Annotated in this window: 21 protein-coding genes; 11 read left to right on the top strand and 10 right to left on the bottom strand. The window is 66.0% G+C overall.

Features of this window, described 5'->3' with window-relative positions; all coding sequences use genetic code 11:
* Positions 1 to 21: 21 nt before the first annotated feature.
* Positions 22 to 1,362: an RtcB family protein gene (locus QDT69_RS24520; RefSeq protein ID WP_279709043.1), complete on the bottom strand. Its 1,341-nt coding sequence runs from the start codon at positions 1,360 to 1,362 to the stop codon at positions 22 to 24.
* Between the two features lie 458 nt (positions 1,363 to 1,820).
* Between QDT69_RS24520 and QDT69_RS24515 the strand changes: the two genes are divergently transcribed.
* Positions 1,821 to 2,987: an ABC transporter substrate-binding protein gene (locus QDT69_RS24515; protein WP_279709042.1), complete on the top strand. Its 1,167-nt coding sequence runs from the start codon at positions 1,821 to 1,823 to the stop codon at positions 2,985 to 2,987.
* A 124-nt stretch (positions 2,988 to 3,111) separates the two neighbouring features.
* On the opposite strand, the gene QDT69_RS24510 is transcribed toward QDT69_RS24515, so the two are convergent.
* The gene (locus QDT69_RS24510; protein ID WP_279709041.1) at positions 3,112 to 3,921 is read right to left on the bottom strand and encodes an aminoglycoside phosphotransferase family protein; all 810 of its coding nucleotides are present in this window, start codon (positions 3,919 to 3,921) and stop codon (positions 3,112 to 3,114) included.
* A 175-nt stretch (positions 3,922 to 4,096) separates the two neighbouring features.
* On the opposite strand from QDT69_RS24510, the gene QDT69_RS24505 reads away from it, so the two are divergent.
* Positions 4,097 to 5,314 carry an MFS transporter gene (locus QDT69_RS24505; RefSeq protein ID WP_279709039.1) on the top strand — a complete coding sequence of 406 codons (1,218 nt, stop codon included), beginning with the start codon at positions 4,097 to 4,099 and terminating at the stop codon, positions 5,312 to 5,314.
* A gap of 88 nt (positions 5,315 to 5,402) precedes the next feature.
* Positions 5,403 to 5,735 (top strand): hypothetical protein, encoded by a 333-nt coding sequence (locus tag QDT69_RS24500; protein WP_279709038.1) that lies wholly within the window; start codon positions 5,403 to 5,405, stop codon positions 5,733 to 5,735.
* A gap of 6 nt (positions 5,736 to 5,741) precedes the next feature.
* Here the strand turns inward: QDT69_RS24500 and QDT69_RS24495 are convergent, their stop codons facing one another.
* Together QDT69_RS24495 and QDT69_RS24490 are read right to left on the bottom strand one after the other, a co-directional pair.
* Positions 5,742 to 6,386, bottom strand: coding sequence for a glutaminyl-peptide cyclotransferase (locus tag QDT69_RS24495; protein ID WP_279709037.1), 645 nt, complete (start codon positions 6,384 to 6,386; stop codon positions 5,742 to 5,744).
* An 87-nt stretch (positions 6,387 to 6,473) separates the two neighbouring features.
* The gene (locus QDT69_RS24490; protein WP_279709036.1) at positions 6,474 to 7,694 is read right to left on the bottom strand and encodes a helix-turn-helix domain-containing protein; all 1,221 of its coding nucleotides are present in this window, start codon (positions 7,692 to 7,694) and stop codon (positions 6,474 to 6,476) included.
* A gap of 65 nt (positions 7,695 to 7,759) precedes the next feature.
* Here QDT69_RS24490 and QDT69_RS24485 point away from each other — a divergent pair, with 65 nt between their 5' ends.
* Entirely contained in the window at positions 7,760 to 8,035 is a 276-nt protein-coding gene (locus QDT69_RS24485) for a hypothetical protein (RefSeq protein ID WP_347952057.1), read from the top strand.
* Between the two features lie 5 nt (positions 8,036 to 8,040).
* Here the strand turns inward: QDT69_RS24485 and QDT69_RS24480 are convergent, their stop codons facing one another.
* Complete coding sequence (locus tag QDT69_RS24480) at positions 8,041 to 9,132, bottom strand: adenylate/guanylate cyclase domain-containing protein (RefSeq protein ID WP_279709035.1); 1,092 nt, start codon at positions 9,130 to 9,132, stop codon at positions 8,041 to 8,043.
* 76 nt (positions 9,133 to 9,208) lie between these two features.
* Here QDT69_RS24480 and QDT69_RS24475 point away from each other — a divergent pair, with 76 nt between their 5' ends.
* Positions 9,209 to 9,667, top strand: a complete 459-nt coding sequence (locus QDT69_RS24475; RefSeq protein ID WP_279709034.1) for an SRPBCC family protein — start codon at positions 9,209 to 9,211, stop codon at positions 9,665 to 9,667.
* A gap of 7 nt (positions 9,668 to 9,674) precedes the next feature.
* Here QDT69_RS24475 and QDT69_RS24470 read toward each other — a convergent pair whose 3' ends face one another.
* Positions 9,675 to 10,316: an HD domain-containing protein gene (locus tag QDT69_RS24470; protein WP_279709033.1), complete on the bottom strand. Its 642-nt coding sequence runs from the start codon at positions 10,314 to 10,316 to the stop codon at positions 9,675 to 9,677.
* A 208-nt stretch (positions 10,317 to 10,524) separates the two neighbouring features.
* Here QDT69_RS24470 and QDT69_RS24465 point away from each other — a divergent pair, with 208 nt between their 5' ends.
* Positions 10,525 to 11,490 (top strand): GlxA family transcriptional regulator, encoded by a 966-nt coding sequence (locus QDT69_RS24465; protein WP_279709032.1) that lies wholly within the window; start codon positions 10,525 to 10,527, stop codon positions 11,488 to 11,490.
* An 88-nt stretch (positions 11,491 to 11,578) separates the two neighbouring features.
* Entirely contained in the window at positions 11,579 to 12,145 is a 567-nt protein-coding gene (locus QDT69_RS24460; protein WP_279709031.1) for a histidine phosphatase family protein, read from the top strand.
* A gap of 21 nt (positions 12,146 to 12,166) precedes the next feature.
* On the opposite strand, the gene QDT69_RS24455 is transcribed toward QDT69_RS24460, so the two are convergent.
* Entirely contained in the window at positions 12,167 to 12,520 is a 354-nt protein-coding gene (locus QDT69_RS24455; RefSeq protein WP_279709030.1) for an MmcQ/YjbR family DNA-binding protein, read from the bottom strand.
* 202 nt (positions 12,521 to 12,722) lie between these two features.
* Between QDT69_RS24455 and QDT69_RS24450 the strand changes: the two genes are divergently transcribed.
* Positions 12,723 to 13,340: a PadR family transcriptional regulator gene (locus QDT69_RS24450; RefSeq protein ID WP_279709190.1), complete on the top strand. Its 618-nt coding sequence runs from the start codon at positions 12,723 to 12,725 to the stop codon at positions 13,338 to 13,340.
* A 196-nt stretch (positions 13,341 to 13,536) separates the two neighbouring features.
* On the top strand, positions 13,537 to 14,241 hold the full coding sequence (locus tag QDT69_RS24445; RefSeq protein ID WP_279709029.1) for a GNAT family N-acetyltransferase: 705 nt from the start codon (positions 13,537 to 13,539) through the stop codon (positions 14,239 to 14,241).
* 9 nt (positions 14,242 to 14,250) lie between these two features.
* On the opposite strand, the gene QDT69_RS24440 is transcribed toward QDT69_RS24445, so the two are convergent.
* Positions 14,251 to 16,164 (bottom strand): right-handed parallel beta-helix repeat-containing protein, encoded by a 1,914-nt coding sequence (locus tag QDT69_RS24440; protein WP_279709028.1) that lies wholly within the window; start codon positions 16,162 to 16,164, stop codon positions 14,251 to 14,253.
* Positions 16,165 to 16,423: 259 nt separating this feature from the next.
* Between QDT69_RS24440 and hchA the strand changes: the two genes are divergently transcribed.
* On the top strand, positions 16,424 to 17,299 hold the full coding sequence (hchA, locus tag QDT69_RS24435) for a glyoxalase III HchA (protein WP_279709026.1): 876 nt from the start codon (positions 16,424 to 16,426) through the stop codon (positions 17,297 to 17,299).
* A gap of 146 nt (positions 17,300 to 17,445) precedes the next feature.
* Positions 17,446 to 18,150 (top strand): PA1136 family autoinducer-binding transcriptional regulator, encoded by a 705-nt coding sequence (locus QDT69_RS24430; protein ID WP_279709025.1) that lies wholly within the window; start codon positions 17,446 to 17,448, stop codon positions 18,148 to 18,150.
* A gap of 90 nt (positions 18,151 to 18,240) precedes the next feature.
* Here the strand turns inward: QDT69_RS24430 and QDT69_RS24425 are convergent, their stop codons facing one another.
* A complete protein-coding gene (locus QDT69_RS24425) occupies positions 18,241 to 19,566 on the bottom strand; it encodes a TROVE domain-containing protein (protein ID WP_279709024.1) in 1,326 nt (441 codons plus the stop codon).
* A gap of 1,193 nt (positions 19,567 to 20,759) precedes the next feature.
* Positions 20,760 to 21,701, bottom strand: a complete 942-nt coding sequence (locus tag QDT69_RS24420) for a LysR family transcriptional regulator (protein WP_279709023.1) — start codon at positions 21,699 to 21,701, stop codon at positions 20,760 to 20,762.
* Positions 21,702 to 21,749: the final 48 nt, after the last annotated feature.

Genomic DNA, 21,749 nt, shown 5'->3' with positions numbered 1-21,749 from the left:
GCGAGGCGCGTACGCCTCGCTTTAGTCCTTGAACGGGTCGAACTCGCCTTCACCGGCCATGGCCACGGCAAACGGCCGCAGCGTGTGCAGCACCTTCACCGTTCCGGCATGCTGGGCAAGCACCTCCGGCAAGCACCGATAGGCCATCGGGCTCTCGTCGAGATCGGCGCCGACAAGCGTGACGCCGCGCTCGGTGAGCCAACGGTCCATCTCCTCGCGCGTGAAGCGGCGCTTCGCTTCGTTGCGGCCGAACAGCCGGCCGGCGCCGTGCACCGTCGAGTAGAGCGAGGCCTTGGCCTCCGGACTATCGACGCCCTCGAGAATGACGGCATCGTCGCCCATCGACCCGCCGACAAAGCCCCGCTGTCCGGGAAAGGCCGGCGTCGCGCCCTTGCGCACCACCCACAATTCCTTGCCGTCATGCGTTTCCCGCCAGGCGTAGTTGTGGTGGTTGTGCACGGACTCGGTGACCTTGCCGCCGATGATCTGGCGGACACGATCTACGACCCACTCGCGGCCCGCATAGGAATAGCGCCCGGCGAGCTGCATCGCGGCGATGTAGCGGCGCCCGAGTTCGGAATCCTCGTCGACGATGGCGGGCGGAACATTCATCCCGTCCTTGCCGCCGGCGGCCTTGAGGTAGCGGGTCGCGCTGGTGTGCCCGAGCCCGCGGCTTCCGAAGTGAACGCCGATCCAGACGAAGCCTGCCTCGTCGCGCATCAGATCGACATAGTGGTTGCCGGAGCCGACCGTGCCGAGCTGGCCGACGGCCTTCTGCCGGTATGCCTCCATGTCGCTCTCGCGCCAGGCGTCGCTATCGTCGAACAGCGCGTGCTCGACCTTCTCGACGTTCTTCCGGCCGATGCCGAAGGAGATCACCTTGGCAACGTCGCGGATGATGGTCGGGACGGTCGCACGGATGTCGTCGAAGCGCACATCGAGCCGCGCGGCCATGTTGCCGCAGCCGATGTCGAAGCCGACGCCGGAGATGCTGATCTGCTTCTCATAAGCGATCACGCCGCCGACCGGCTGCGCGTAACCGAGATGGCCATCCGCGCAGATCACGCCGGACACGACGTTACCGACCGCCATGCAGTTTCGCATCTGCTTGATGGTCGCCGCGTCATGCTCGCCGAACACCTGCAGTGGCGCGTTCTTGAAGCGCTCCTCTTGCGGGCGCAGCATCGCGATCTCCGACGAGGCCGCATCGGCCTCGCGCGCAAGCTTCTCCTTGCGGGCGGCATCGCGATACAGGCACCAAGCCGGCTGGCCGCGGCCTTCGCCGACGCGGGAATCCGGATCGACGCCCGCGGCGAGGCAGAGTTCGCGGGCGCGTTCCTGGTAGGGATCAGGTCGTCGCATTGTCTTTGTTCCTGCTGAATCTGGACAAGCCGCGCGCACGCCGCGCGGCCATTCGGGATTGTCCTTGCCGGAGCTTGACCAGACCGCTTGTGGGCAACAAAAAACCCTCCGAAGCGGCTGGCTCGGGAGGGTCCGTGACGTACGGATTGTCGATCGCGCTTACGCGAGACCGCTCCCATGAACCGGGCATGCATAGACGATCGGCCGTAGATTGGCTGACGGTCTGCGGATCTGTTCGTGTCCTTGCTGCGGTACCATCGGTTTGCTCGCACTTGTTCGCAAACATGGCGTTCGCGAGGGTCGCCGAGATACGCCTGCAACCTCTGAATGTCAAGTGACGGCGGTCGCCTGTCGCTGTGCGAATGTGACGCAAGGCGGCGCGTGCTTGACGAATTCTTCAGTGCAGCGCCGATAATGTCAATCGAGCGCGGTTGCATCTGCGCGAAGGGAAGACGGATATGGCATCACGCTCGATCTCGTTCATGACGCTGGCGCTGGCGTTCTACGCTGCGGTGCTTCAGCCTTCGTGCGCTGCCGAATCCGGTCCACCGATCAAGGTCGGCGCGGTGCTGCCGTTTTCCGGCGGCGTCGAGCTCTACGGCCGGCAGGCCAGGCTCGGGCTCGATCTCGCCGCAAAGGACATCAACGCCGCCGGCGGCATTCTCGGCCGGCCCGTCGAGGTGATCTATTCCGATGACAAGACACGACCGGAGGCCGCCGCCGACGCAATGCATTTGCTGGTCGAGAAGCAGGGCGTGATTGCGGTGGTCGGCCCGATCACCTCGCGCAACCTGAATGCGCTGGTGCCGCTTGCCGAGAGCTCGAAGACGCCGCTGCTCTACGCCACCAATTACGAGGGCGGCAAATGCAGCCGCTATCTGTTCTCGTTCGGCGCGGTGCCGAACCAGGAGCTTGGCCAGCTGCTTCCCTACATGACGCAGGCTTACGGCAACACCTATTTCCTGCTCGGCGCCGACCGGGTCTGGCCGCACCAGATGTTCGACATCGCGCAGCCCTTGATCGAGAAGCTCGGCGGCAAGGTGGTCGGGACAAAGTACACGCTTGGCACCGAGACCGACTTCTCTCCGCTGATCAAGGAGGTCGCGGCGAGCGGGGCGAAGGTGCTGCTGTTCGCGCTGAAAGGCGACGGGATGGATTTCATCCGCCAGGCCGACGATGCCGGATTGCTGAAGGACATCACGGTCGCTTTCCTTGGATTGTCCGAGGTCGATCTCGGCATCTTCCGCGGCAAGGGCCAGAACATGGTGACGGTGGTGCCGACGGTCGCGGCGAGCGACGACCCCTCGGTGAAGGCGTTCGTCGCGAAGGCCCGCGCCGCCGCTGAGCCGGGCGTCGCGGTCTCGAACTATGTGATGACGCATTACAACACCCTGATCGCGCTCAAGGCAGCCGCCGAGAAGGCCGGCAAGCTCGACAAGGAGGCCATCATCGACGCGATGGCGGGCCTCACCATTCCGTCGCCGACCGGCCCGGTGGCGCTCGGCCAGAATCATCACACGGCGATGAACATGTTCATCGCCGTGACGCAGGGGACGGAACTCGTCCAGGTCCGTGCGCTCGGCCAGATCACACCGCAGCCCGGATGCAGTCTGGCGGGCCGTTGACAGGAGGCCAGGGCGCGTACTGATAACCGCACGACCTGACGTTGGGGATATCGCCTCGTCACCCAAAATCGACACTGGCGGCTCGCTTCGATAGGCCACTCCGGCTCGCGCGCGACCAAACAATTCAGCCTTCCCCGCGCAGGGCCGCCTCGACGCGCTGGATCAGCCGCTCCCGCATGTCAGGCTTGGCCCCGCCGAGCAGAAGGAATACGCGGACGATCGGCAAATAGGGCTGCATCGACGTCGTCAGCGCCGCAGGGGTTGTGCCGGCCAGCCGCGCATACTCCGCCTGCAGAACCGAATTGACCGTGGCCCGCCCCGGATCGTCGGCGTGTTCCGGGTCAAGCTCGGCAATCAGGACATGGCACTGCGCAATCTCGTAGGCGGCGGGTGCACGAGCCGCGCCGATCCAGTCGATCAATCTCGGGCCCTGCGCCGTCATGATCACGTTGCCGGGGTGAAGATCGGAATGGCACAGCACGTCATCGGGTGCGAGGTGCTCGATCAGCGCGAGGACGCCGGTGGTGATGCGCTCCGGCAGCACGCTGCCGCCGAACCGCAACCTGGCGGCCATCGCCTCGCGCAGCGAAAGTGCGTCCGGCGGCGGTCGCGTCTTGTGAACGGCATGGCAGAGCGTCGCAAGAATTGCGCCCGCTTGTTCACGGGTGACGGCGCCAGTGCGCGTAGCCTGCAGCAGGGTCGGTCCATCGAACCGGGGCAGCACGATGCCGAAGCGCCCGTCCAGGGCGACTTCGCCGAGCACCTCCGGCGCCGGGCCGCCGGCGGCGAAGACCGCGCGAGTCATTCGCGTCTCGTGCTGGACCACCCATTGCGGGATACCTGGCTTGGACAGCTTGACGACCTGACCGGGCGCCCAGGCGTAGACGTCAGCGAAAAGCCCATCGCCGATCTTCTCTCCCAGCGATCCCTGCATCCCTGTTCTCCCGCGATAGAGGAAACACGGCGGCGAGCAAAAAGGAACCCCTCCCGTCGCGTGGGCGCCGGACACTGCCAGCTCAAAAAAGTGTGAGCTTGAACGGCCCTTCGGTGTCGGTTCCATGCCGGTCCGTTCGTCTTGCAGCCAGAACGCGCTGCAAGGGAGTTCCGGAATGAGCAATTCGACCTATCGCTGGGTGATCGTCGCGGCCGGCGGCCTGCTCGGCTGCGTCGCGATCGGCGGCATGTTTTCGCTGCCGGTGTTCCTGCAGCCGATGGCGCGGGAGACCGGCTGGTCGGTGACCGGCATCTCCAGCGCGATGACGATCGGCTTCCTGGCGATGGCCTTCACCAGCATGATCTGGGGCACGCTGTCCGACCGCTTCGGGCCGCTTCCCGTGGTGCTGACCGGATCGGTTGTGCTCGCGGCAAGCCTTGCGCTGGCAAGCCAAGCACCTTCGCTGCTGGCGTTTCAATTCATGTTCGGCGTGCTGGTCGGCGCCGCCACGGCCGCGATCTTCGCGCCGATGATGGCATGCGTAACCGGCTGGTTCGACACCCATCGCAGCATCGCCGTCTCGCTGGTGTCGGCCGGCATGGGCATGGCGCCGATGACGATGTCGCCGCTGGCGGCCTGGCTGATCTCCCACCATGACTGGCGGACCGCGATGTTGATCGTCTCAGCGGTGGTCGGCGCGATCATGATCCCGGTCTCGTTCCTGGTGCGCCGCCCGCCGGCGCTGCAGGGTGGTCACGCTGAAGCGGCGACCGCGAACGGCGAGCCGGCGATGTCGCTGGGGCAGGCGCTGCGCTCGCCGCAATTCATCATCCTGATCGCGACCAATTTCTTCTGCTGCGCCACCCATTCGGGTCCGATCATCCACACCGTGAGCTATGCGGTCACTTGCGGCATTCCGATGGTCGCTGCGGTGACGATCTACAGCGTGGAAGGGCTCGCCGGCATGGGCGGCCGCATCGCCTTCGGCCTGCTCGGCGACCGTTTCGGCGCCAAGCGCGTGCTGGTGCTGGGCCTCTTGGCACAGGCATTCGGCGCGCTCGGCTACGTCTTCGCGCGCGAGCTTGCTGTGTTCTATACCGTCGCGGCGGTCTTCGGCTTCATCTATGCCGGCACCATGCCCCTGTACTCCGTGCTGATCCGCGAGAATTTCCCGCTGCGGATGATGGGCACCGTGATCGGCGGCACCGCGATGGCCGGCAGCCTCGGCATGGCGACCGGACCCCTGGCCGGCGGCCTGATCTACGACACCTTCGCGAGCTATACGTGGCTCTATGTCGGCTCCTGGGCCGTCGGTCTCGGTGCATTCTTGATCATGATGACGTTCCGGCCGATGCCGGCAGCGCGGCCCACCGCGGTGCCCGCGCCGGCGTAAGATATTATTCTTGTCGGATGCCGGCCGAAGGCGATCACGTTGTGGCATCATGGACAGTCATCGCAGTGCCCGTCCATGAGAGCCGACTATGCACTATGATCTGCAATGGTCTCCAGCCGAGAAGAAGATAGCGCGCGCGGCCTATGATTCAGCGGTGCAGTGCGCCCTGGCGAGGCTAATGGTCGAATTCAAAAGGCGGGCCAGCGCGGCGGCAACACCGTCGGACATGTGGGACGTTGGCGACTATCTGAACCAACGAAAGCGGGACCTCGATCAGATGTTCGACTATCGGTACTCGCAGCTGCCGTTTGTTTTTGCGCGCTTCATTCGAGAAGGGTATCTCGACGAGACACAGCTCGCCGAGTTGTCGGACGAAAAGCGCCAGATCATTCGCTCTATTCTATCCCTTGCCAGCAAGTAGTCGCCATCACGCGCGGCTGTGCTTCGGCCGCCGGATGGCGCGTACCTTGTTGTTGGTCGAGCCGCTGCCGCAGAAGAAGCGGTCCTTGCCGTCGGACTCGAGCCCGGAGACGAACGTGCCCTTCGGCATCTCCAGCCGCTCCATGACTTCACCGGTCTGCGGATCGATGCGCCTGATGTCGCTCTGGTCCTCCTCCCAGGTGCCGTGCCAGAGTTCGCCATCGACCCAGGAGACGCCAGTGACGAACCGGTTGCTTTCGATGGTGCGAATGACCTTGCCGGTCTCCGGATCGACCTGAACGATGGTGCGGTCACGATACTGGCCGACCCACAGCGAGCCTTCCGCCCAGGCGAGGCCGGAGTCGCGGCCGCCGCCGGGCGAGGGGATCGTCGACACCACGCGTCCGCTGTTCGGCTCGACCTTCAGGATGCGGTCCTCGGCGATCTGGTAGAGGTGTTTGCCGTCGAAGGCGGTGCCGGCATGGGCCGCGATGTCGAGGGTGCGGGTGGTGATGCCGCTGTCGGGATCGAAGGCGACCAGCTGGCCGCCGGCCGCGAACCAGACCTGCTCGCCGTCGAAGCTGACGCCGCCAACGCTCTCGACGCCTTCGAAGGCATATTCCCGGATGATCTCGGCTTCGGACTTCTTCATGCGGCGCTCCAGGTTCTTGTTTGACGCGTTTTCTTCACGCGAACCGGTATCCACTTCGCTCGAAAACGCTCTGATCTCAGCCCGATGCTAGCCGTTCGGCAGCGGGGCGGGGAGTAACAACGTCGTCGTGAATCCCGGCACCGGGGGCGTCATCCAGCGCCGCGCCCGGGCGCGGCCGACCGATTGCACCTTGCCCGTGGCGGCCAGCGCGTCGAGCGCGCGCTGCACGGTGCGCTGGCTTGCGCCCAGCGCCACCGACAGTGCCGAGCTCGACCAGGCCTCGCCGTCGGCGAGGAAGGCCAGCACCGCCGCATGCTCTTCCTCGACCGGCAGCGCCAGCACAGTGACCTCGCGGCGGCCATGCGGCTGCAGCACGAAGCCGTCAGGCGTCGCGCTGAGATCGGCGAGCGGCTGTAGCGCCCGGCGCAGCCGTCCGATCTCGACCCGCAGCCGCGCACGGTGCGATTCATCGGCGTGCTTGCCGCGAAACGCGCGTGCGATCAGCGTGCCGCGCGACACGTCCTGCGGCCAGGCTTCGCCCAGCGCTCGGGCGAGCGCGAACAGCACCGGCCGGCGCGTCAGCGAGATTGTCGTCCGGGCGTCGCGCACGGCATAGCGGCAGGCATCGACGACGAGGGCCTTCGACGCCATCAACGCCTCGACTTCCTCGAGCAGCAGCGGCCGCTCGTGACCGCGCGTGATCAGGCGTGCCGCGGGCGTCGCGAGCAGGTGAGCGGTACTTTCGACCTCGGCCGCAAGCGCGGCGATGCGGGCGCGCCGTGCGGCGTCCCTAGCCCGTGCTAGCGCTTCGCGCGCCGGCCGTGTCCGCAGCCGCCGCATCGCGATGCCGGCGACGACCAGTTCATGGCCGACGCGCAGTGCCGGCGGAAAGGGCGCCGGATCGAGGCCGTCAAGCATGCGCTCGGCGGCATCGAGGCTCCCGATCAAGAGCAGGCGGCGGATCTCGAGATAGCCGGCGTGCGCGGCGTTGAGCGCATCGCCGCGTGCCGCGAGCGTTGCGCGCGCCGCGGCGAGGCTCTTGCTGGGAAAGGACAGGTCGCGCGACACCAGCGCGATCTCGGCCTCGGCCACCACGCAGCGCGCCCGCGCGATGGCTTCGCGCGGACCGAAGGCGCGGCCCGCTCGCCGCAGCAGCTCCTTGGCGCGCGTGAAATCGCCGAGCCGAGCCATCGCGATGCCGCGCAGCGCCAGCGCCGGCGCATCGTCGCGCAGGGCCACCCGTTTCAGTGCGCCGAGGGGATCACCCGCCGCGAGCGCGCGCGCCGCAGCCGTAATCAGCGAGTCCATTCGAATCCCGACACACTTGTCACTCTCGCCCTCCGAGGCCCGGTCCTAACCTAGCACATGACGACATGGATCATCTCCAGAGAGATCGAATGATGACCGGTTTAGAAACACATGAGGATTGGTTGAAGGGCCGGTTTGGCGGCCGTGGTGCCATCGCCGCGCGCTGGCTGTCGCTGGCGGCGGCGCCGACCTTCGCCGTGATGGCGCTGGTGGCCGCTCTGGCGCCGGCCGACATGATCTGCGGCGTCATGCAGGGACCGCTTTCATTGCAGAGCATGGTCCCGATGTACGCGCTGATGAGCGCATTTCACCTGGCGCCGTGGTTGCGCCTGTTCCGATGACCGGCTCATCCCTCCGGCAGGGTAAAGACCGCGCAGGGCCGCGCGATGCCGCGCAGCTCATGGGTGCCGAGCGCGACCAGCGGCGTCTCGGTCTCGGCGGCGAGCGCGCCCGAGACCAGCACGGTCCGCTCCAGCGGCTTGCACAGGCCTTCGAGCCGGCTGACCAGATTGACCGCGGCGCCGATCGCGGTGAAGTCGAGGCGATCGGCGGCGCCGATATTGCCCCAATGCACCTCGCCGAGATGCAGCGCCGCGCCGAACGCCAGCGGCGGCAAACCGCGGCTGCGCCGCTCGGCGTCAAGATGCGCCATGCCGACGCGCGCCGCCGACACCGCGCGCAAAGCCGCCTCGCATGCGCTGCGCGCGCTGGTCGTGACCGGAAAGATCGCGAGCAGTCCGTCGCCGATGAATTTCAGCACCTCTCCGCCGAATGCGTGGGTCGCACCGGCGATGCGGTCGAACCAGGCATCGAGTGCTGCGATCACCTCGGCGGGCGGATGGCTTTCGGAGAGCGCAGTGAAGCCGCGCAGGTCGGCAAACAGCAGCGCCGCGCGGATGGTTTCGCCGGTGTTGCGCCGCAACGGCGCGGCCAGGACACGCGCCGCGCTGCGACGGCCGAGATAGGCCTCCAGCGCCGCGGTCAAGGTCGCGCGCGCGGCAAGCGCGGCGAGCGGCGCGGCCATGAAGCGCGCCGCCTCGCGCAATCGATCCGCCTCGGCAGGTGTGAAGGTGCGTGTCCCGATCCAGCCAAGGGTCGGGCCGTCCGGCCGCGTTCCAATCGTGTCCTCGTGGATCGGGCCGGGCGCGAGCGCGCCGAGCCAGCGCCGGCCGGCATCGCCGGACCCGACCATGTCGGGCATTGCAAAGGGTTGTTCCGGCGCGAAGCCGAGCGCCTCGATGACTTCGCCATTCTCGGCACGCCAGAGCCAAGTGCGCCTTGCGATCAGCGGGTGCGGAACTTCCAGCGTCAGGGCGCCACCGGCAAGCGGCAGGCCATCTGTGATAAGGTGGCGACCGAGGTCCGCCAGCAACCGGTTGGCGCCAGTGGTCTCGGCCGCGGCGTCGACCAGCCAGCTCAGAGTCGAGGACAATTGCATCACCCCATCATGGGGGTGATGCGCCGCCCTTGTCACGAATTATCCCTGAAACCGACCGTCCATGGAGGATCGATCGATGACTGAAGCCTTCATCGTTCAACGCGAGATCCAGATCGCAGCGCCGCCCGCCACCGTGTTCGCGTTCCTGACCGATCCGCAGAAGATCGTGAGCTGGATGGGGCTCGAGGCCGAGACCGAGCTGCATCCCGGCGGGCTCTATCTGCTCAAGGGCCTCGGCAATGATCGGAGCCGCGCCGCGCGCGGTGCGTTCCGCGAGGTCGTGCCGGTGCATCGTCTTGCCTACAGCTTCGGCTGGGAAGGCGGCGCGGAAGTGCCGCCGGGATCGAGCCTGATCGAGATCGACCTGATCGACAAGGACAGCGGTACGCTGCTGCGCATGACCCATAGCGGTCTGCCGAATGCCGAGCAGTGCGCCAGCCATGCCAGGGGGTGGGCGCACTACATGGACCGGCTCTCGCTCGCGGCTGCCGGCCGCGATCCCGGGCCGGACCACGGTCCGGCCAACCGTCAGTGACGCCGCGTCAGGTCGGCCATTTCGAGCCCAGGATGATCGAGCAGAAGTTCGTCCTGGTGTAGTTCATGTCTTTCAGCGCCAGCACGTCGGCCTTGACGTTGCCGAAGGTGGTCAGCGGCTTCCTGATGGTGCCGCTGGCGAAGTGATCGATGATGTTCTCCTTGAAGTTCGCCTCGCGCGGATGGTGCGCGCAGACATGGTCGCGGTGCTCGTGCGAGAAATCGTCATAGGCAATGCCGAGCACGTCCATCTCGACGCCGGCGGTGACCAGCGCGATGGTCGGACGCATATGCTCGGGAATGCCGGGCGTCGTGTGCAGCGCGATCGAGGTCCAGACGTCCTCGATGTCGCGCGCCGGCACGCCATAGCCCTTGAGGAAGTCGCGCGCGGCGTTGGCGCCGTCGACCTCGAAGCGCAGATCGGGGCTGGCATGTGCTGCGGTCAGGCCCATGTCGTGGAACATGGCGCCGACATAGAGCAACTCGGGATCGAATTGCAGCTTGCGGCGGTTACCGGTCAGCGCACCCCAGAAGAACACGCGGCGGCTGTGATTGTAGAGCAGATCGTCCTCGGTATCGCGCACCAGCTGGTTCGCGGCGCGCGCCATGGCGCTGTCGGGTACGCGGATGCCGGCGATGATCTCGGTCATTTCAAGACGCTCCTCGATATGGCAAGACGATGCCGTGGCGTGCGGACACGCGGGCCGGCGCTCGTCGCTGCGATGTGGGTTCGGATCGCCTGGTGGTGTGGATCCTTGGCGTCCTTGTCGCCCGGTTCGGCTTGATCCCGCAACGATCGCGCGCCGCCGGATCGGGCCAACGAGACATCGTTTCGCGCCAGCGGGGCGGGGAGAAGGTATGGCGGTTCAGAAGGTCGCGATCGCGATTCACGAAGGGGTTCAGGCGCTCGACGTTGCGGGCCCGGTCGACGTGTTCGCGGAGACCAACGGCTTTGTCGCTGATGGCGATGGCTATGAGACCGTGCTGGTCGGCGCCAGCCGCGAACCGCTCCGCGCATCGAGCGGCATGAGGATAGCGGCCGACCTCAGCTTCGACGAAGCAACGGCGAAGTTCGACATTCTGCTCGTCGCCGGTGGGCCCGAATTGCCCGACGCCGCGCCTGATCCCGACCTCACGCGGTGGCTGCGCCGCGCGCCCGAGCGCGCCGAATTGTACGGTTCGATCTGCACCGGTGCCTTCGCGCTCGGCCATGCCGGGTTGCTCGACGGCCACAAGGTGACGACGCATTGGCAGAACGCGCAGCTTCTGGCGGCGTGCTTTCCGGCTGCCGAGGTGATCTTCGACCGGATCTACATTCGGGACGGCAGACTGATGACCTCCGCCGGCGTGACCGCGGGCATCGATCTCGGGCTCGCGCTGGTCGCCGAGCGTCATGGGCCGCAGGTCGCGGTCGCGGTGGCCAAGCGGCTGGTCGTGGTAGCGCAGCGCCAGGGCGGGCAGTCGCAGTTCAGTCCCTATCTCACCGCGCCGGTCGACGAGGCCTCGCCGATTGCGCGCGCGCAGGCGCATGTCATGCAGCAGGTCGGCGAGCGCCACACGCTGCAATCGCTGGCCGATGCGATCGGCATGAGCGTGCGCAATTTCGGTCGCGCCTTCGCGCAGGAGACCGGCATCACGCCGCACGAATTCGTCGAGCGGGCGCGGGTCGACGCCGCACGCCGGCTGCTCGAGGGCTCTGACCGGCCGCTGAAGGCGGTCGCCTTCGACTGCGGCTTCGGTTCGGCCGATCGGATGCGCATCGTGTTCACCGAGCGGCTTGGCGTGTCGCCGGCGCAGTATCGGTCGAGTTTTCGCAAAGTGTGACGCCGTTCATGGAGCGGAGGAGGCGTCGGAGATAGGATCAACCTCTCAGAAATTGTTTCAAATCACGCAACCTATCCGCGAGGCCGCCATGGACGCGCTCACGCTCTTCATTATCCGTCATGCCGAGAAGCCGGGCGAGTCCTGGCCGGGACCCGGCTTCACCCCGAACGGTGTGTCCGATACCGAGTCGCTCGTGCTGCGCGGCTGGCAACGCGCCGGCGCGTGGACCGCATTGTTCGGCACCGATCTCACCGGCGGTGATTATGCCAAGCCTGATGCGATCTACGCCGCGACACCCGGAACCGAGCCCAATCAGCCGCCGTCGAGCCGTCCCGCCGAGACGATCTCGGCGCTGTCAGCGCGTCGCGGCCTGACGCCGAACGAAGGGTTCGGCAAGGGTGACGAGCCGGCCTTGATGAAGGCGGTGCTGGCGTCGAAGGGCGTCGTGCTCTTGTGCTGGGAGCACAAGGCGATCATCTCCGACATCCTGCCGCTGATCCCGGTCAGCAAGGGCACGCCGCCGACCAAATGGGAGGGCAGCCGGTTCGACGTCGTGCTGCGCTTCGAGCGCGCCAAGGGCGACGACAAGTTCGCCTTCAAGGAGCTGTTTCCGAAATTGCTGTCGGGCGATTCCGACAAACCACTCGGCGGCTGAGCCGCGCTGCAACTGCGCCGATCAATCCAGCCCGAGCGCCTTGCGCGATTTCCGCGTCAGCTTCGCGGCGATCAGCGCGTGGGCTTGATCGAGATAGGCTTTGAGCTCGGCGTCGGGCAGGGCGTCGTTTCTCACCAGCTGCACCCATGTGGCGCGCGCCAGATAGGGCGCCGGCCGCGCAAAGCCCTGCTCGATCAGAAGCTGGTAGGCCATGTTCGAGGTCTTGAACATGAAGCCGCCGGTGCTCTCGATGTAGCCGCCGGCGAGCGCGAACATCTTGCCGCCGACCTTGAACACCGACGTGCCTTCCCATTGCACCACCTTGGTGGCGGCAGGCAGACGCAGGCAATGGGCTTCGAAGGTTTTGGGGCGCATGAGTCGGACAGGCCGGGAGGGCTCAAAGCCATAAGCCGGCCGCGTGACGGTCGACAAGCCCGGTGAGAGGCCGGCGATCCCCGGCTCGTTCCGGTCCCTGCCGCGTCATCATGACCTCACGAAAACGTGGGTTGCTGCCATTCAATCTGTAGATATATCGTAAGATATGTTTTCAGTAAGGAACAAGAAAATGAGACGATCGATGTTTCGCGACCGGGACCACGAGGGCTTCGGATTTGGCTTCTTCATGGGACGACACGGCAGGGGCGGCCATCGCTTCGGCCGCGGTGGCCATGGCTTCTTCGGGCGCGGTGGCGGCGGTGACTTTCCGGGATCGCGGCGGCTCTCGTCGCAAGACCTGCAGCTCGTGATCCTGGCGCTGCTGGGCGAGCAGCCGGCGCACGGCTACGAGCTGATCAAGAAGATCGAGGAGCGGTCGGACGGCTTCTACAGCCCGAGCCCGGGCGTGATCTATCCGGCGCTGACCTTCCTCGAGGAGATCGGGCATGCCAGCGTCACCCAGGACGCGGCGCGCAAGCTCTACAGCATCACCGAGCAGGGCAAGTCCCATCTCGCCGAGAACCGCGCCACCGCGGATACCATTCTCGAAGCGCTGTCGCGGATCGGCCGCCGTATGGAGGAGGTGCGCGAAGCCTTCGCCGGTGTCAGCGATCTCGATGGCGAAGCGTCCGACGATGTGCACCGCGCCCGTCACGCGCTGAAGAGCGCGCTGCGTCAGAAGCGCGGCTGCGATGCCGCCGAGGCGCGGCGCATCGCAAAAATCCTGGACCGCGCTGCCGCTGAAATCCTGCAGCAATGACGTTAGTCGCAGGGAAGGAGTAACGCTGCCGCTTAGGGGCGGCAGCGAGCTCTGCCTGAAGGTGGCGCGAGGATCTGTTCCGCACGCAGGCAGGAAATCCCGTTGGCGTGATTGTGAGCCGCGATGGCCTCACGCCATGCTGGATTTTGTCGGCGCTTCTTGCTCTGCTCCCGGAAAACAGGGAGCGAAGCGCCGCATGTCCGATGTCCCGCCTCATCATCCACTCGATCGCCCGATCTGGAGCGCACTGACCACACGACAGCGCGACCTTGCCGAAGTCCGTACGAATGCCCGGCGCTTTCCGGTCGCGATCGCACCCTTCGCCGATATGGCCGACATGTCGCCAGAGAGCTTTGCTGCGCTCGGCGCGCTGCTGGCGGGACCTGACATCGCGGTGCTGTTCACGCCTGATCCGGTGAGCGTGCCGCCGGAGTTCAAGACGCTGCTGGCCGAGACCGGCGAGCAGATGATCGGCACGCCGGCAGACTTTTCTCTGCCCGGCGCCGAGATCGTCAGGCTCGGCGTAGCCGACGTTCCCGCGATGATGGCGCTGACGGCGCTGACAAAACCTGGACCGTTCAGCGCGCGCACGCATGAGCTCGGCAACTTTTTCGGCATTCGCGTTGGCAGCGAGCTGGTCGCGATGACCGGGGAGCGGATGAAGCCGGGGAACTATACCGAGATGACCGCGGTCTGCGTGCATCCGGACCATCGCGGCCGCGGCTACGCGCAGGCGCTGCTATCGGCGGTCGGCCGCCAGATCGCGGCGCGCGGCGAAAATCCGTTCCTTCACGTCTTCACCAGCAACGTCTCGGCGATCGCGTTGTACCGGCGTCAAGGTATGGAGATTCGCCGGCGTCTGCACATCACGGTGGTGCAGAAGCAGGGTGAGGGTGGATAAGCGGATGGTTCAGGTGAGCCTGTTGCTCGCCTGATGCACCGTGCGCTTGTCGCAGCTCGGATCGATCGCGACGGCAGTGGTCGCGATCCGGCCGCGGGCGACGACGTTGTTGCTGATCTCGATATTCCTGGCGCGGCCGACGAAGATCGCGCTGTCGGGCTTGATATGGAAGAACTCGCCAGCCCCGAACACATTGCCGCGCAGAAAAGTCTGGCCGATCACATTGCCCCCGATCTTGGCGCCGTCGGCATTGCTGACGAAGATCGCATAGATGTAGGAATCGTCGATGTGATTGCCTTCGATGATGACGCGCCGGTTCTGGAAGTTGTCCTGAAATCCCTTGGCGCCTTCCGGCGGCACCATGCCGACATAGATCGTGCCGAGCGTGCCGCTGCCGCTGGTCAGCTCATTGGCGCCGTTGACGCAGTGGCTGAAGCGGTTGTTGCGGAGCACGAGGTTATCGGCAAATCCCGACTCCGACCAGAAGCCGATGTCGCTCCCCGCCTGCAGTGCGACGCCGGTCGCGAACATGAACTGGCAGTTCTCGACGATGGCGTTCGGCGCCTTCATCAGTACGCGGCCGCAGGCGTGGAAACTGCAGCGCAGCACGGTGGCGCCGGATCCGGTATGCGTCAGCGAGGTGACGGCATCGCCGACCTTGAGCGGCAGGTCCTGCTGCAGGACGACGTCGTAGATCAAATCCGGCTGGGTGGTCGGGCTCCGGTTCTTCCAGAGCTGGGCTATCTTCGCTTTCAGCTCCGGCGCGTGGCGCTTGGTCAACTGCGCGACCTTGCCGCGTCCGAGTGAGCGAAACGTCGCGTGGTCGCAGCTCTCAATGTCGTCGCCGGCCGCAAGGCCGATGTCCCATTTCGGGCTGAGCAGGAACCGGCGTGGCGCGGTCTTCGCCACGACGTAGTAGTAGAAGCCGTGGACGTTGACGGCATCGTCGGAGGTGTTGGCGAAGCTGCAATCCTCCATGGTCGGACCATGTGCGACCGCGGTGAAGTGCGAGCCGTCGGAATTGGTCGAGATCAGCCGATCGGCCGTTGCGCCCTTCGGCCGAGGTCCCGGAACGACCGAGACCTTTTGCAGCATCATCGAGCCTTCGCCGCCGTTCTCGATGATGCCCATCCCCGGGGAGGCGAGAAGCTTGAGATCGATCAGGCTGGTGGCGAAGCTGGAGTCGATGGCGATGGCGTGCGCGCCGCTATTTGCGATGGTGACGACGTCACCGGCCGCAATCGGCAGCTGGCTCGGAAAGCGATCGTTGGCGCTCCACCGCAGATGCACCTTGATCAGGCCTTCGCCGACGCGTGTGGCATGGGCCGGCGACAGGAAATCCCTGGCGCCGGTCTTCAGCGCCCGGTTGTGACGGTCCATCACCTTGAAAAAGCCGTCCGTGAAGGCGGCGAGCAGTGCGGCATCATCGGGATAGCCGGGGTCGATCTTCACCGTGATCTCGATCGCCTGCTTGTCAAAGGCGGTGATCGTCCCTTGCGTGAAGGGCAGCGGGTCGTAGTCGATGGTGAGATCGCGGACGGTGAGGCGGTTGCAGCCGGAGATCGTCAACGTCCCGCTGCGCGTGGTGTTGATCAGCTGCGCGCCATTGCCGTTGAGCTCGAAGCCGTGCAATTGCCGGAACGCGAGCGGCCGCTTGATCCGGTAGCTGGCGTTCTTCTCCAAATTGAGGACGATGTGAACCGGCCCCGCCTTGCTGGCGTCAGCCGCTGCCTTGGCGATCGCGGCCAGCGCCTTGGCGAAAGCCGCGTCGGCGTCGCCGCCGGAAGTGGCGGAGAAGGTCGCCATGTCAAAGCTGGCCGCACCCGGGACCGGAGCCGGTTCGGCGCGGCTCTCCGTGCCGAGCAACGGGCTCGCAACAAAAAGCGAGGCAAGCGTCAGCGCCCGCCGGCGGCTGATCGACATGGAGCGCGTCTCCTTGCGAGACCGGGATCGGTCGCGCGCACTATCCGTCCGTGGAGATGAACCGCAGCGAAATGGCGGGCGGCAGGCGCGCGGCCTCTCGACGTCGTGATGGATATCGCTGCCCGCATTGCCGCAAGTTGTCTTGCGCCGGTGTCGGGTTGCTCCATCCTGTGAGGTATTGAGGGAAATCCCTCATTCGGGATTTCGCGCCTCGTGCTTACCTTTGCCGGACCGCAACACGATGAGAGAGGATATCTCGATGACCGAGCAATCCCAGGACAAGCGTCCCGTAGCCGATCCGGCGGAGAACAACGCCTTCTTTCCGTCGCCGTATTCGCTGGGCCAATTCACCTCGGCCAAGTCGGATCTCTCCGGCGCGGACTACCCCAATGCCTACAAGGGCGGCCGCTGGAAAATTCTGATGATCGCCGCGGATGAGCGCTATCTGCTGCTGCAGAACGGCACGATGTTCTCGACCGGAAACCATCCCGTCGAGACCTTGTTGCCGATGTACCACCTCGACAAGGCCGGCTTCGAGTTCGACATCGCGACGGTGTCCGGCAATCCGGTCAAGTTTGAGCTCTGGGCATTCCCGAACGAGGACGACGAAGTCAAGCGCATCTACCAGAAGTATCTCGGCAGGTTGAAGCAGCCGCTCAAGCTCTCCGACGTCATCGCAAACAAGCTCGGCAAGGATTCCGACTATATCGCGGTGTTCATTCCAGGCGGCCATGGTGCGCTGATCGGCCTTCCGGAAAGCCTCGACGTGAAGGCCACCCTGAAATGGGCGCTCGACCACGACAAGCATATCGTCTCGCTCTGCCACGGCCCGGCGGCGCTGCTGGCGTCCGCGGTCGGCGAGACCAAAGGCGACTATCCCTTCAAGGGCTACAAGATCTGCGCATTCCCCGACGCCATCGATCGAACCACGCCCGATATCGGCTACATGCCGGGCGCGCTGACCTGGGCTTTCGGCGAGGAGTTGCAAGCGCTCGGCGTCGAGATCCTGAACAAGGACATCGCCGGCAAGACCTATCAGGATCGCAAGCTGATCACCGGTGACAGTCCCTTTGCCGCCAACAATGTCGGCAAGGTGGCCGCAAAGGCCCTGCTCGATACGCTCGGCGCGGGCTGAAATCTTCGCCCCGGGGCGCGAGGCGGCGAGGCGATCCGGCCACGCCGCCCGCTGCCGGACAATTTGCGCGGCTTGCAGGCCCATTCGGGTTGGGGGAAAGTCCTCAACACGCCCGGCCGGGCGTCCCGAAACGCGATGACGTCAGCATGGACCGCTACATCGAAGCCGTGGTTGCGATCGAGGGCAGCGAGAGCTTGTCCGCGATCCAGGCGGCTGTGCGGTCGGTGAGCGTGCCGCTCGGTTACGACCGCTTCGTCATGTTCTCGGCATCGCCTTCGCGTGAGGACCTGGTCGACAGGATCTACTGGGTCGAGGGCGAATGGTTCGGCGAGGGCGTGACGGTCGACGCCGAAACCTATGTCCGGCATTGTCCGGTCACGCGCAATTTCCTCAATGTGGATGAATCGTTCTTCTGGACCAAGGTGCTGTCCGCACGTGGTGAGAAGTACCGCGTGGTGCGCACGCCGCGTGGACCCGGCTTTCATGGGCTGCAGGTGCCGGTGTTCGGGCGCACCGGCCTTGAAGGCGCGATGAGCTTCGCCGGGACGCGGATCGACGCGTCGGCGGGAACGCGTGCGACGTTGACGATGATCGGCACGACGGCCTTCCGCGCCGCGCGCCGGCTGATGGAGGCGCACGAGTCGAACGGAGCGTCCAGCCTGTCGCCGCGCGAGCGCGAGGTGCTGCGCTGGATCGCCGCCGGGCGGCGGCAGGCCGACATTGCGGCATCGCTCGGGCTGTCGGAGCGGACGGTCGAGAACCATTTGCGGCGTGCGCGGCTTCGGCTCGGCGTCGCGACGACGGCGCAAGCCATCAGGCTCGCGATCCGCAGCGGCGAGATCGAGGATTGAAGGGGGGCGGACGACGCTCGCTCGTCCGTCGCACCAAAAAAGAAAGGCCCGGGCGCATGCGCGTCCGGGCCCGTTGTTGTCGAGCAGGCGTTAGTGCATCGTCTGTTCCGACGCTGCGATCCAGGCGATGACGGCCTCGGAGAAGCCGTCGACCCGCATCCACGGGCCGTGTCCGACGCCGTGCTGGTAGGACGCCACGTTGACCATGTAGCCACGTCCCTTTGGGGCGGGCATCTGGTCGTGGCTCTGCTCGTCGGTGAAGACGATCAGGCGATCGCCCTCGTGGTCGATCTCCGTCACCGCCTTGCCGAGATACGTCCCGCCATGCGGCTGCGAGCCGATGATCGCATCGCGCAGCGCGAAGCCGCGGCGCGGCGGCAGCTTCACGACCTCATTGCTGAACGTGAAGATCTCCACCTCGTCGCAGACCTCACGGGCGAGGATTGCAAGACCGCACGCCGCCTCCGCCCGCGTCATCTCGGACTGGGCCGAGAGCGGCGCGAACATCGATCCCGAGACGTCGATCAGGAGCCGCGTGCGGCCGTCGAGCCGCGCGTAGTCCTTGACCGACTTCAGCATCGCTGCCTCGAGCTCCGGCTCGAAGTCCGGCGCATAGCGCGCCGCCGTGATGAAACGGTAGGGCAGGATGCGGTCGGTTCGCATCGCGTCGATCGCCTCCGCGATGGTCCGGCGCGGCACCTCCGCCTTCTGCATCAGGCGCAGGTTGCGGAGCAGCGCCAGCCCGCCGAGCCGGTTCTCGGCGATCAGCCGCTCGAAGGTCTCACGCTTGCCCTTGCCGGACGAGAGCGAAACCTCCCAGGTGTCCGGCGAGGCCAACTCGCCGTCGACGAGCTGCTTCCACACCTTCTCCTGCGCGGCATCCTTCGGCTTGGCGTGGACCAGGAACAGCACGTCCTTGATCCGCACCGCGCCGTCGCGATCGTACTTCGCGAGCTGGTAGGCGTCGAACTTGGTCAGCGCCCGCGCCAGGCCCTTCTTGACCTGCGCCGAGACGGGCTGACGCTTGCGCTGCTGCTGAGGGCCGAGCGCATCCGCCCAGTAGATCGCAAGCAGCTCGGTCATCTCGTCAGGCCGCTGGATCACCCGCGCCAGCGTATCGGCGACGAGGGCGCGATGGGTCGGATGCCGCGCCATCTCGCGAACCACGAGCAGCGGCGCGTGCCGCAGCTTCATCGTCTCGCGCGCAGCGATGGCGAGTTCGGCCGTCCGCTCGGGGGCGACCATCGGCACCAGCGCCTTGATGCGATCGGCGATCGCGACGCCGTCCTCGTAGAACTGGTTCTCCCACAGGAGGCAGTTCAGCAGCGCGCGCCGCAGCTCCATCTCGGGCGTGAAGCGCTTGCCGCGCGCACCCTCGCGGGTGAAGGCGCGCATGATCTTGTTGATCGTGGCCATGATGGCCTCCTTTCTGGGGGAGTATGGATTGGAAAGTGGAGCCGGGGAACAGACGAGGCTGGACTGCCCATCGAAGGGCTTACGTGCTCTACCACTGGGCTACGAACTTTCGTTCGGGAGGGTTCGAACCTCCGACACCGAAGTAACAGCGCTCTTCACCACCGGCATTGACGGACCACGACCCGGGAACAGGCGATTGCTGAGACCCCGTTCGGCAGCTTACCCTGCCGGTCGGGAAGCGCTCTACCACTGAGCTACCGGTGCACATGACACCGGGCGGGATTCGAACCCGCGACCTCTCGTTTCACAGACGATGTAACAGCGATCTTCACCACGGGGCGTGGAAGGGGTCGGCGGGGAACAAGCGATGCTGTTGCTGCCCTTGCGGGCGAACCGCCTTTCGGCGTGCGGGCCTCGAACCCGCTCGGCGCCGTAGCGCCTTACCACGAAGTAACAGACATCTTCACCACCGCCTGACCGACGCGACTGCGCCGGCCGTCGATAGGTACGCTGGGGAACAGGCGATATCGGTGTCAGTGACGACAACACAGCCGCTCGCCTTGCGGACGAGAGACTGCGCCGGGCCGCACGCGGACCTTTGCCAAGCCGCATCCCGGTGCGTGTGTCACAGGCGGGATTCGAACCCGCTCTTTCCGGTGGAGCGAAGTATCCGATGTCTTCACCACCAGCGTCGGTTGAGCCGCGGTAAATGCGGCAAACCGTTTTGAAAAGTTTCGTCGCGGCGCTGTCGATGCGCCGTCGTTTGCGAACTCCTCGGAGTTCGCTCTGCCATCGGTGTCCGGCTCATCGCCTCGTTCCCTCCGGCAGGCCCCGCGCGCTTGGGCACGCGCGTCTCCGCGCGAGCCCCGGGATCCGGGTCTCCCGTTCCGGCTTGCGCCGGGCAATTCAAATGAGCTGTGCTGCGGACAACAAAAAACCCTCCGGAGCGGCTGGCTCGGGAGGGTCCGCATTGATTGCGAACTGTCGACCTCGCGCTATGCGAGGTCGCTCCCATGAGCCGGGCACACGCTATCGATCGGCCGCAGACCGTTCGACAGTTGGCGGAATCTTTCAAATCCGTAGTGCATCATCTGGCTCATGTTTGACCGCGAGCGATGGTGCTCGCGAAGGTTGCAGGACATACGCCTCGTCGATGTCGATGTCAACAACGGAAATGATAGCGACGGAAGAATTCAGCGCCGCTTGTGCGTCTTCGCTTTGCTCGCCGGCTTGCTGCCGCGCGCAGCGATCCGCCTCAGCGCATCTGCGAACGCGTGAGCGGCGGGGCCGAGCGGCTCGTCAAGCCGGTGCGCGAGATAGGCCTCCATCGCAAGCGCGGCGTTGCGTCCAAGTGCGCCGGTCTCGATCCGCACCAGGCGGCGTTCGTTCAAGTCGCGCGCCACTTGCCACAGCGGTAGCCGGCCCCAGCCGAGCCCGGCCAGGATCATGGCGTGCTTGGTGTCCTGATTGCTGACCCGGCAGATCTGCGGCGAGAGCACGCCGAAGTTGCGGCCTTCCGACAGCGGCGTCGGGTCCGACAGCACGATCTGCAGATGATCGGCGAGGTCGGCGACGCTCTTGCGGCCACGGCGCGCGAGCGGATGGCTTGCCGAGGCGACGGCGATGATCTGCACGGAGCAGATCGCGTCGAGCGCGAGGCGGGGGTCGCGAAAATCCTCGCCGACGGTGACGGCGAGCGCGCTGCGCCGCTCAGTGAGGGCTGCGATCGGACCGCCCATCGGTTCGACCGCGAGCCGCACGCTGACGGATGGATAGGCCGCCCGCATCTGCGTCAGCGCCGCGCCGACGGCGGCGATCGGAAACAGCGTGTCGACGACAACAGCGAGCTCCGACTCCACCCCGTCGCCAAGGCCGTGGGCTCGCGCTCGCATCGCATCGACGCGGAGCAGGAGGTCGCGCGCATTGCTGAGCAGCGCCTTGCCTTCGGCGGTCAGCGCCGGGCGATGGCTGGAGCGGTCGAACAGCGCGAGGCCGAGCTCGGCCTCGAGGTTGGCGATGGCATGGCTGACCGCGGACTGCACCCGCGCCAGCCTGGTCGCGGCGGCGCGAAAGCTGCCGCTGTCGGCGATGGCGACAAAGACCCGGATTTGGTCGAGCGTAAGGTTATCGAGCATGATCTATGAAATCGATCGACTGGATGCAAAACATATCACTCTGTCGAT

The organism is Bradyrhizobium sp. CER78 (genome assembly GCF_029846235.1).
GTDB lineage: Bacteria > Pseudomonadota > Alphaproteobacteria > Rhizobiales > Xanthobacteraceae > Bradyrhizobium.
This window is presented reverse-complemented; position numbering and strand designations above follow the sequence as displayed.

What these genes read in the sequence shown, in the direction of transcription:
- QDT69_RS24455 (WP_279709030.1), bottom strand. Translation starts at nt 12,520, where the DNA reads ATGCGCCCCAAAACCTTCGAAGCCCATTGCCTGCGTCTGCCTGCCGCC.
- QDT69_RS24510 (WP_279709041.1), bottom strand. Translation starts at nt 3,921, where the DNA reads ATGCAGGGATCGCTGGGAGAGAAGATCGGCGATGGGCTTTTCGCTGAC.
- QDT69_RS24500 (WP_279709038.1), top strand. Translation starts at nt 5,403, where the DNA reads ATGCACTATGATCTGCAATGGTCTCCAGCCGAGAAGAAGATAGCGCGC.
- QDT69_RS24495 (WP_279709037.1), bottom strand. Translation starts at nt 6,386, where the DNA reads ATGAAGAAGTCCGAAGCCGAGATCATCCGGGAATATGCCTTCGAAGGC.
- QDT69_RS24485 (WP_347952057.1), top strand. Translation starts at nt 7,760, where the DNA reads ATGGATCATCTCCAGAGAGATCGAATGATGACCGGTTTAGAAACACAT.
- QDT69_RS24465 (WP_279709032.1), top strand. Translation starts at nt 10,525, where the DNA reads ATGGCGGTTCAGAAGGTCGCGATCGCGATTCACGAAGGGGTTCAGGCG.
- QDT69_RS24430 (WP_279709025.1), top strand. Translation starts at nt 17,446, where the DNA reads ATGGACCGCTACATCGAAGCCGTGGTTGCGATCGAGGGCAGCGAGAGC.
- QDT69_RS24460 (WP_279709031.1), top strand. Translation starts at nt 11,579, where the DNA reads ATGGACGCGCTCACGCTCTTCATTATCCGTCATGCCGAGAAGCCGGGC.
- QDT69_RS24445 (WP_279709029.1), top strand. Translation starts at nt 13,537, where the DNA reads ATGTCCGATGTCCCGCCTCATCATCCACTCGATCGCCCGATCTGGAGC.
- QDT69_RS24515 (WP_279709042.1), top strand. Translation starts at nt 1,821, where the DNA reads ATGGCATCACGCTCGATCTCGTTCATGACGCTGGCGCTGGCGTTCTAC.
- hchA (WP_279709026.1), top strand. Translation starts at nt 16,424, where the DNA reads ATGACCGAGCAATCCCAGGACAAGCGTCCCGTAGCCGATCCGGCGGAG.
- QDT69_RS24505 (WP_279709039.1), top strand. Translation starts at nt 4,097, where the DNA reads ATGAGCAATTCGACCTATCGCTGGGTGATCGTCGCGGCCGGCGGCCTG.
- QDT69_RS24520 (WP_279709043.1), bottom strand. Translation starts at nt 1,362, where the DNA reads ATGCGACGACCTGATCCCTACCAGGAACGCGCCCGCGAACTCTGCCTC.
- QDT69_RS24440 (WP_279709028.1), bottom strand. Translation starts at nt 16,164, where the DNA reads ATGTCGATCAGCCGCCGGCGGGCGCTGACGCTTGCCTCGCTTTTTGTT.
- QDT69_RS24490 (WP_279709036.1), bottom strand. Translation starts at nt 7,694, where the DNA reads ATGGACTCGCTGATTACGGCTGCGGCGCGCGCGCTCGCGGCGGGTGAT.
- QDT69_RS24475 (WP_279709034.1), top strand. Translation starts at nt 9,209, where the DNA reads ATGACTGAAGCCTTCATCGTTCAACGCGAGATCCAGATCGCAGCGCCG.
- QDT69_RS24420 (WP_279709023.1), bottom strand. Translation starts at nt 21,701, where the DNA reads ATGCTCGATAACCTTACGCTCGACCAAATCCGGGTCTTTGTCGCCATC.
- QDT69_RS24450 (WP_279709190.1), top strand. Translation starts at nt 12,723, where the DNA reads ATGTTTCGCGACCGGGACCACGAGGGCTTCGGATTTGGCTTCTTCATG.
- QDT69_RS24425 (WP_279709024.1), bottom strand. Translation starts at nt 19,566, where the DNA reads ATGGCCACGATCAACAAGATCATGCGCGCCTTCACCCGCGAGGGTGCG.
- QDT69_RS24480 (WP_279709035.1), bottom strand. Translation starts at nt 9,132, where the DNA reads ATGCAATTGTCCTCGACTCTGAGCTGGCTGGTCGACGCCGCGGCCGAG.
- QDT69_RS24470 (WP_279709033.1), bottom strand. Translation starts at nt 10,316, where the DNA reads ATGACCGAGATCATCGCCGGCATCCGCGTACCCGACAGCGCCATGGCG.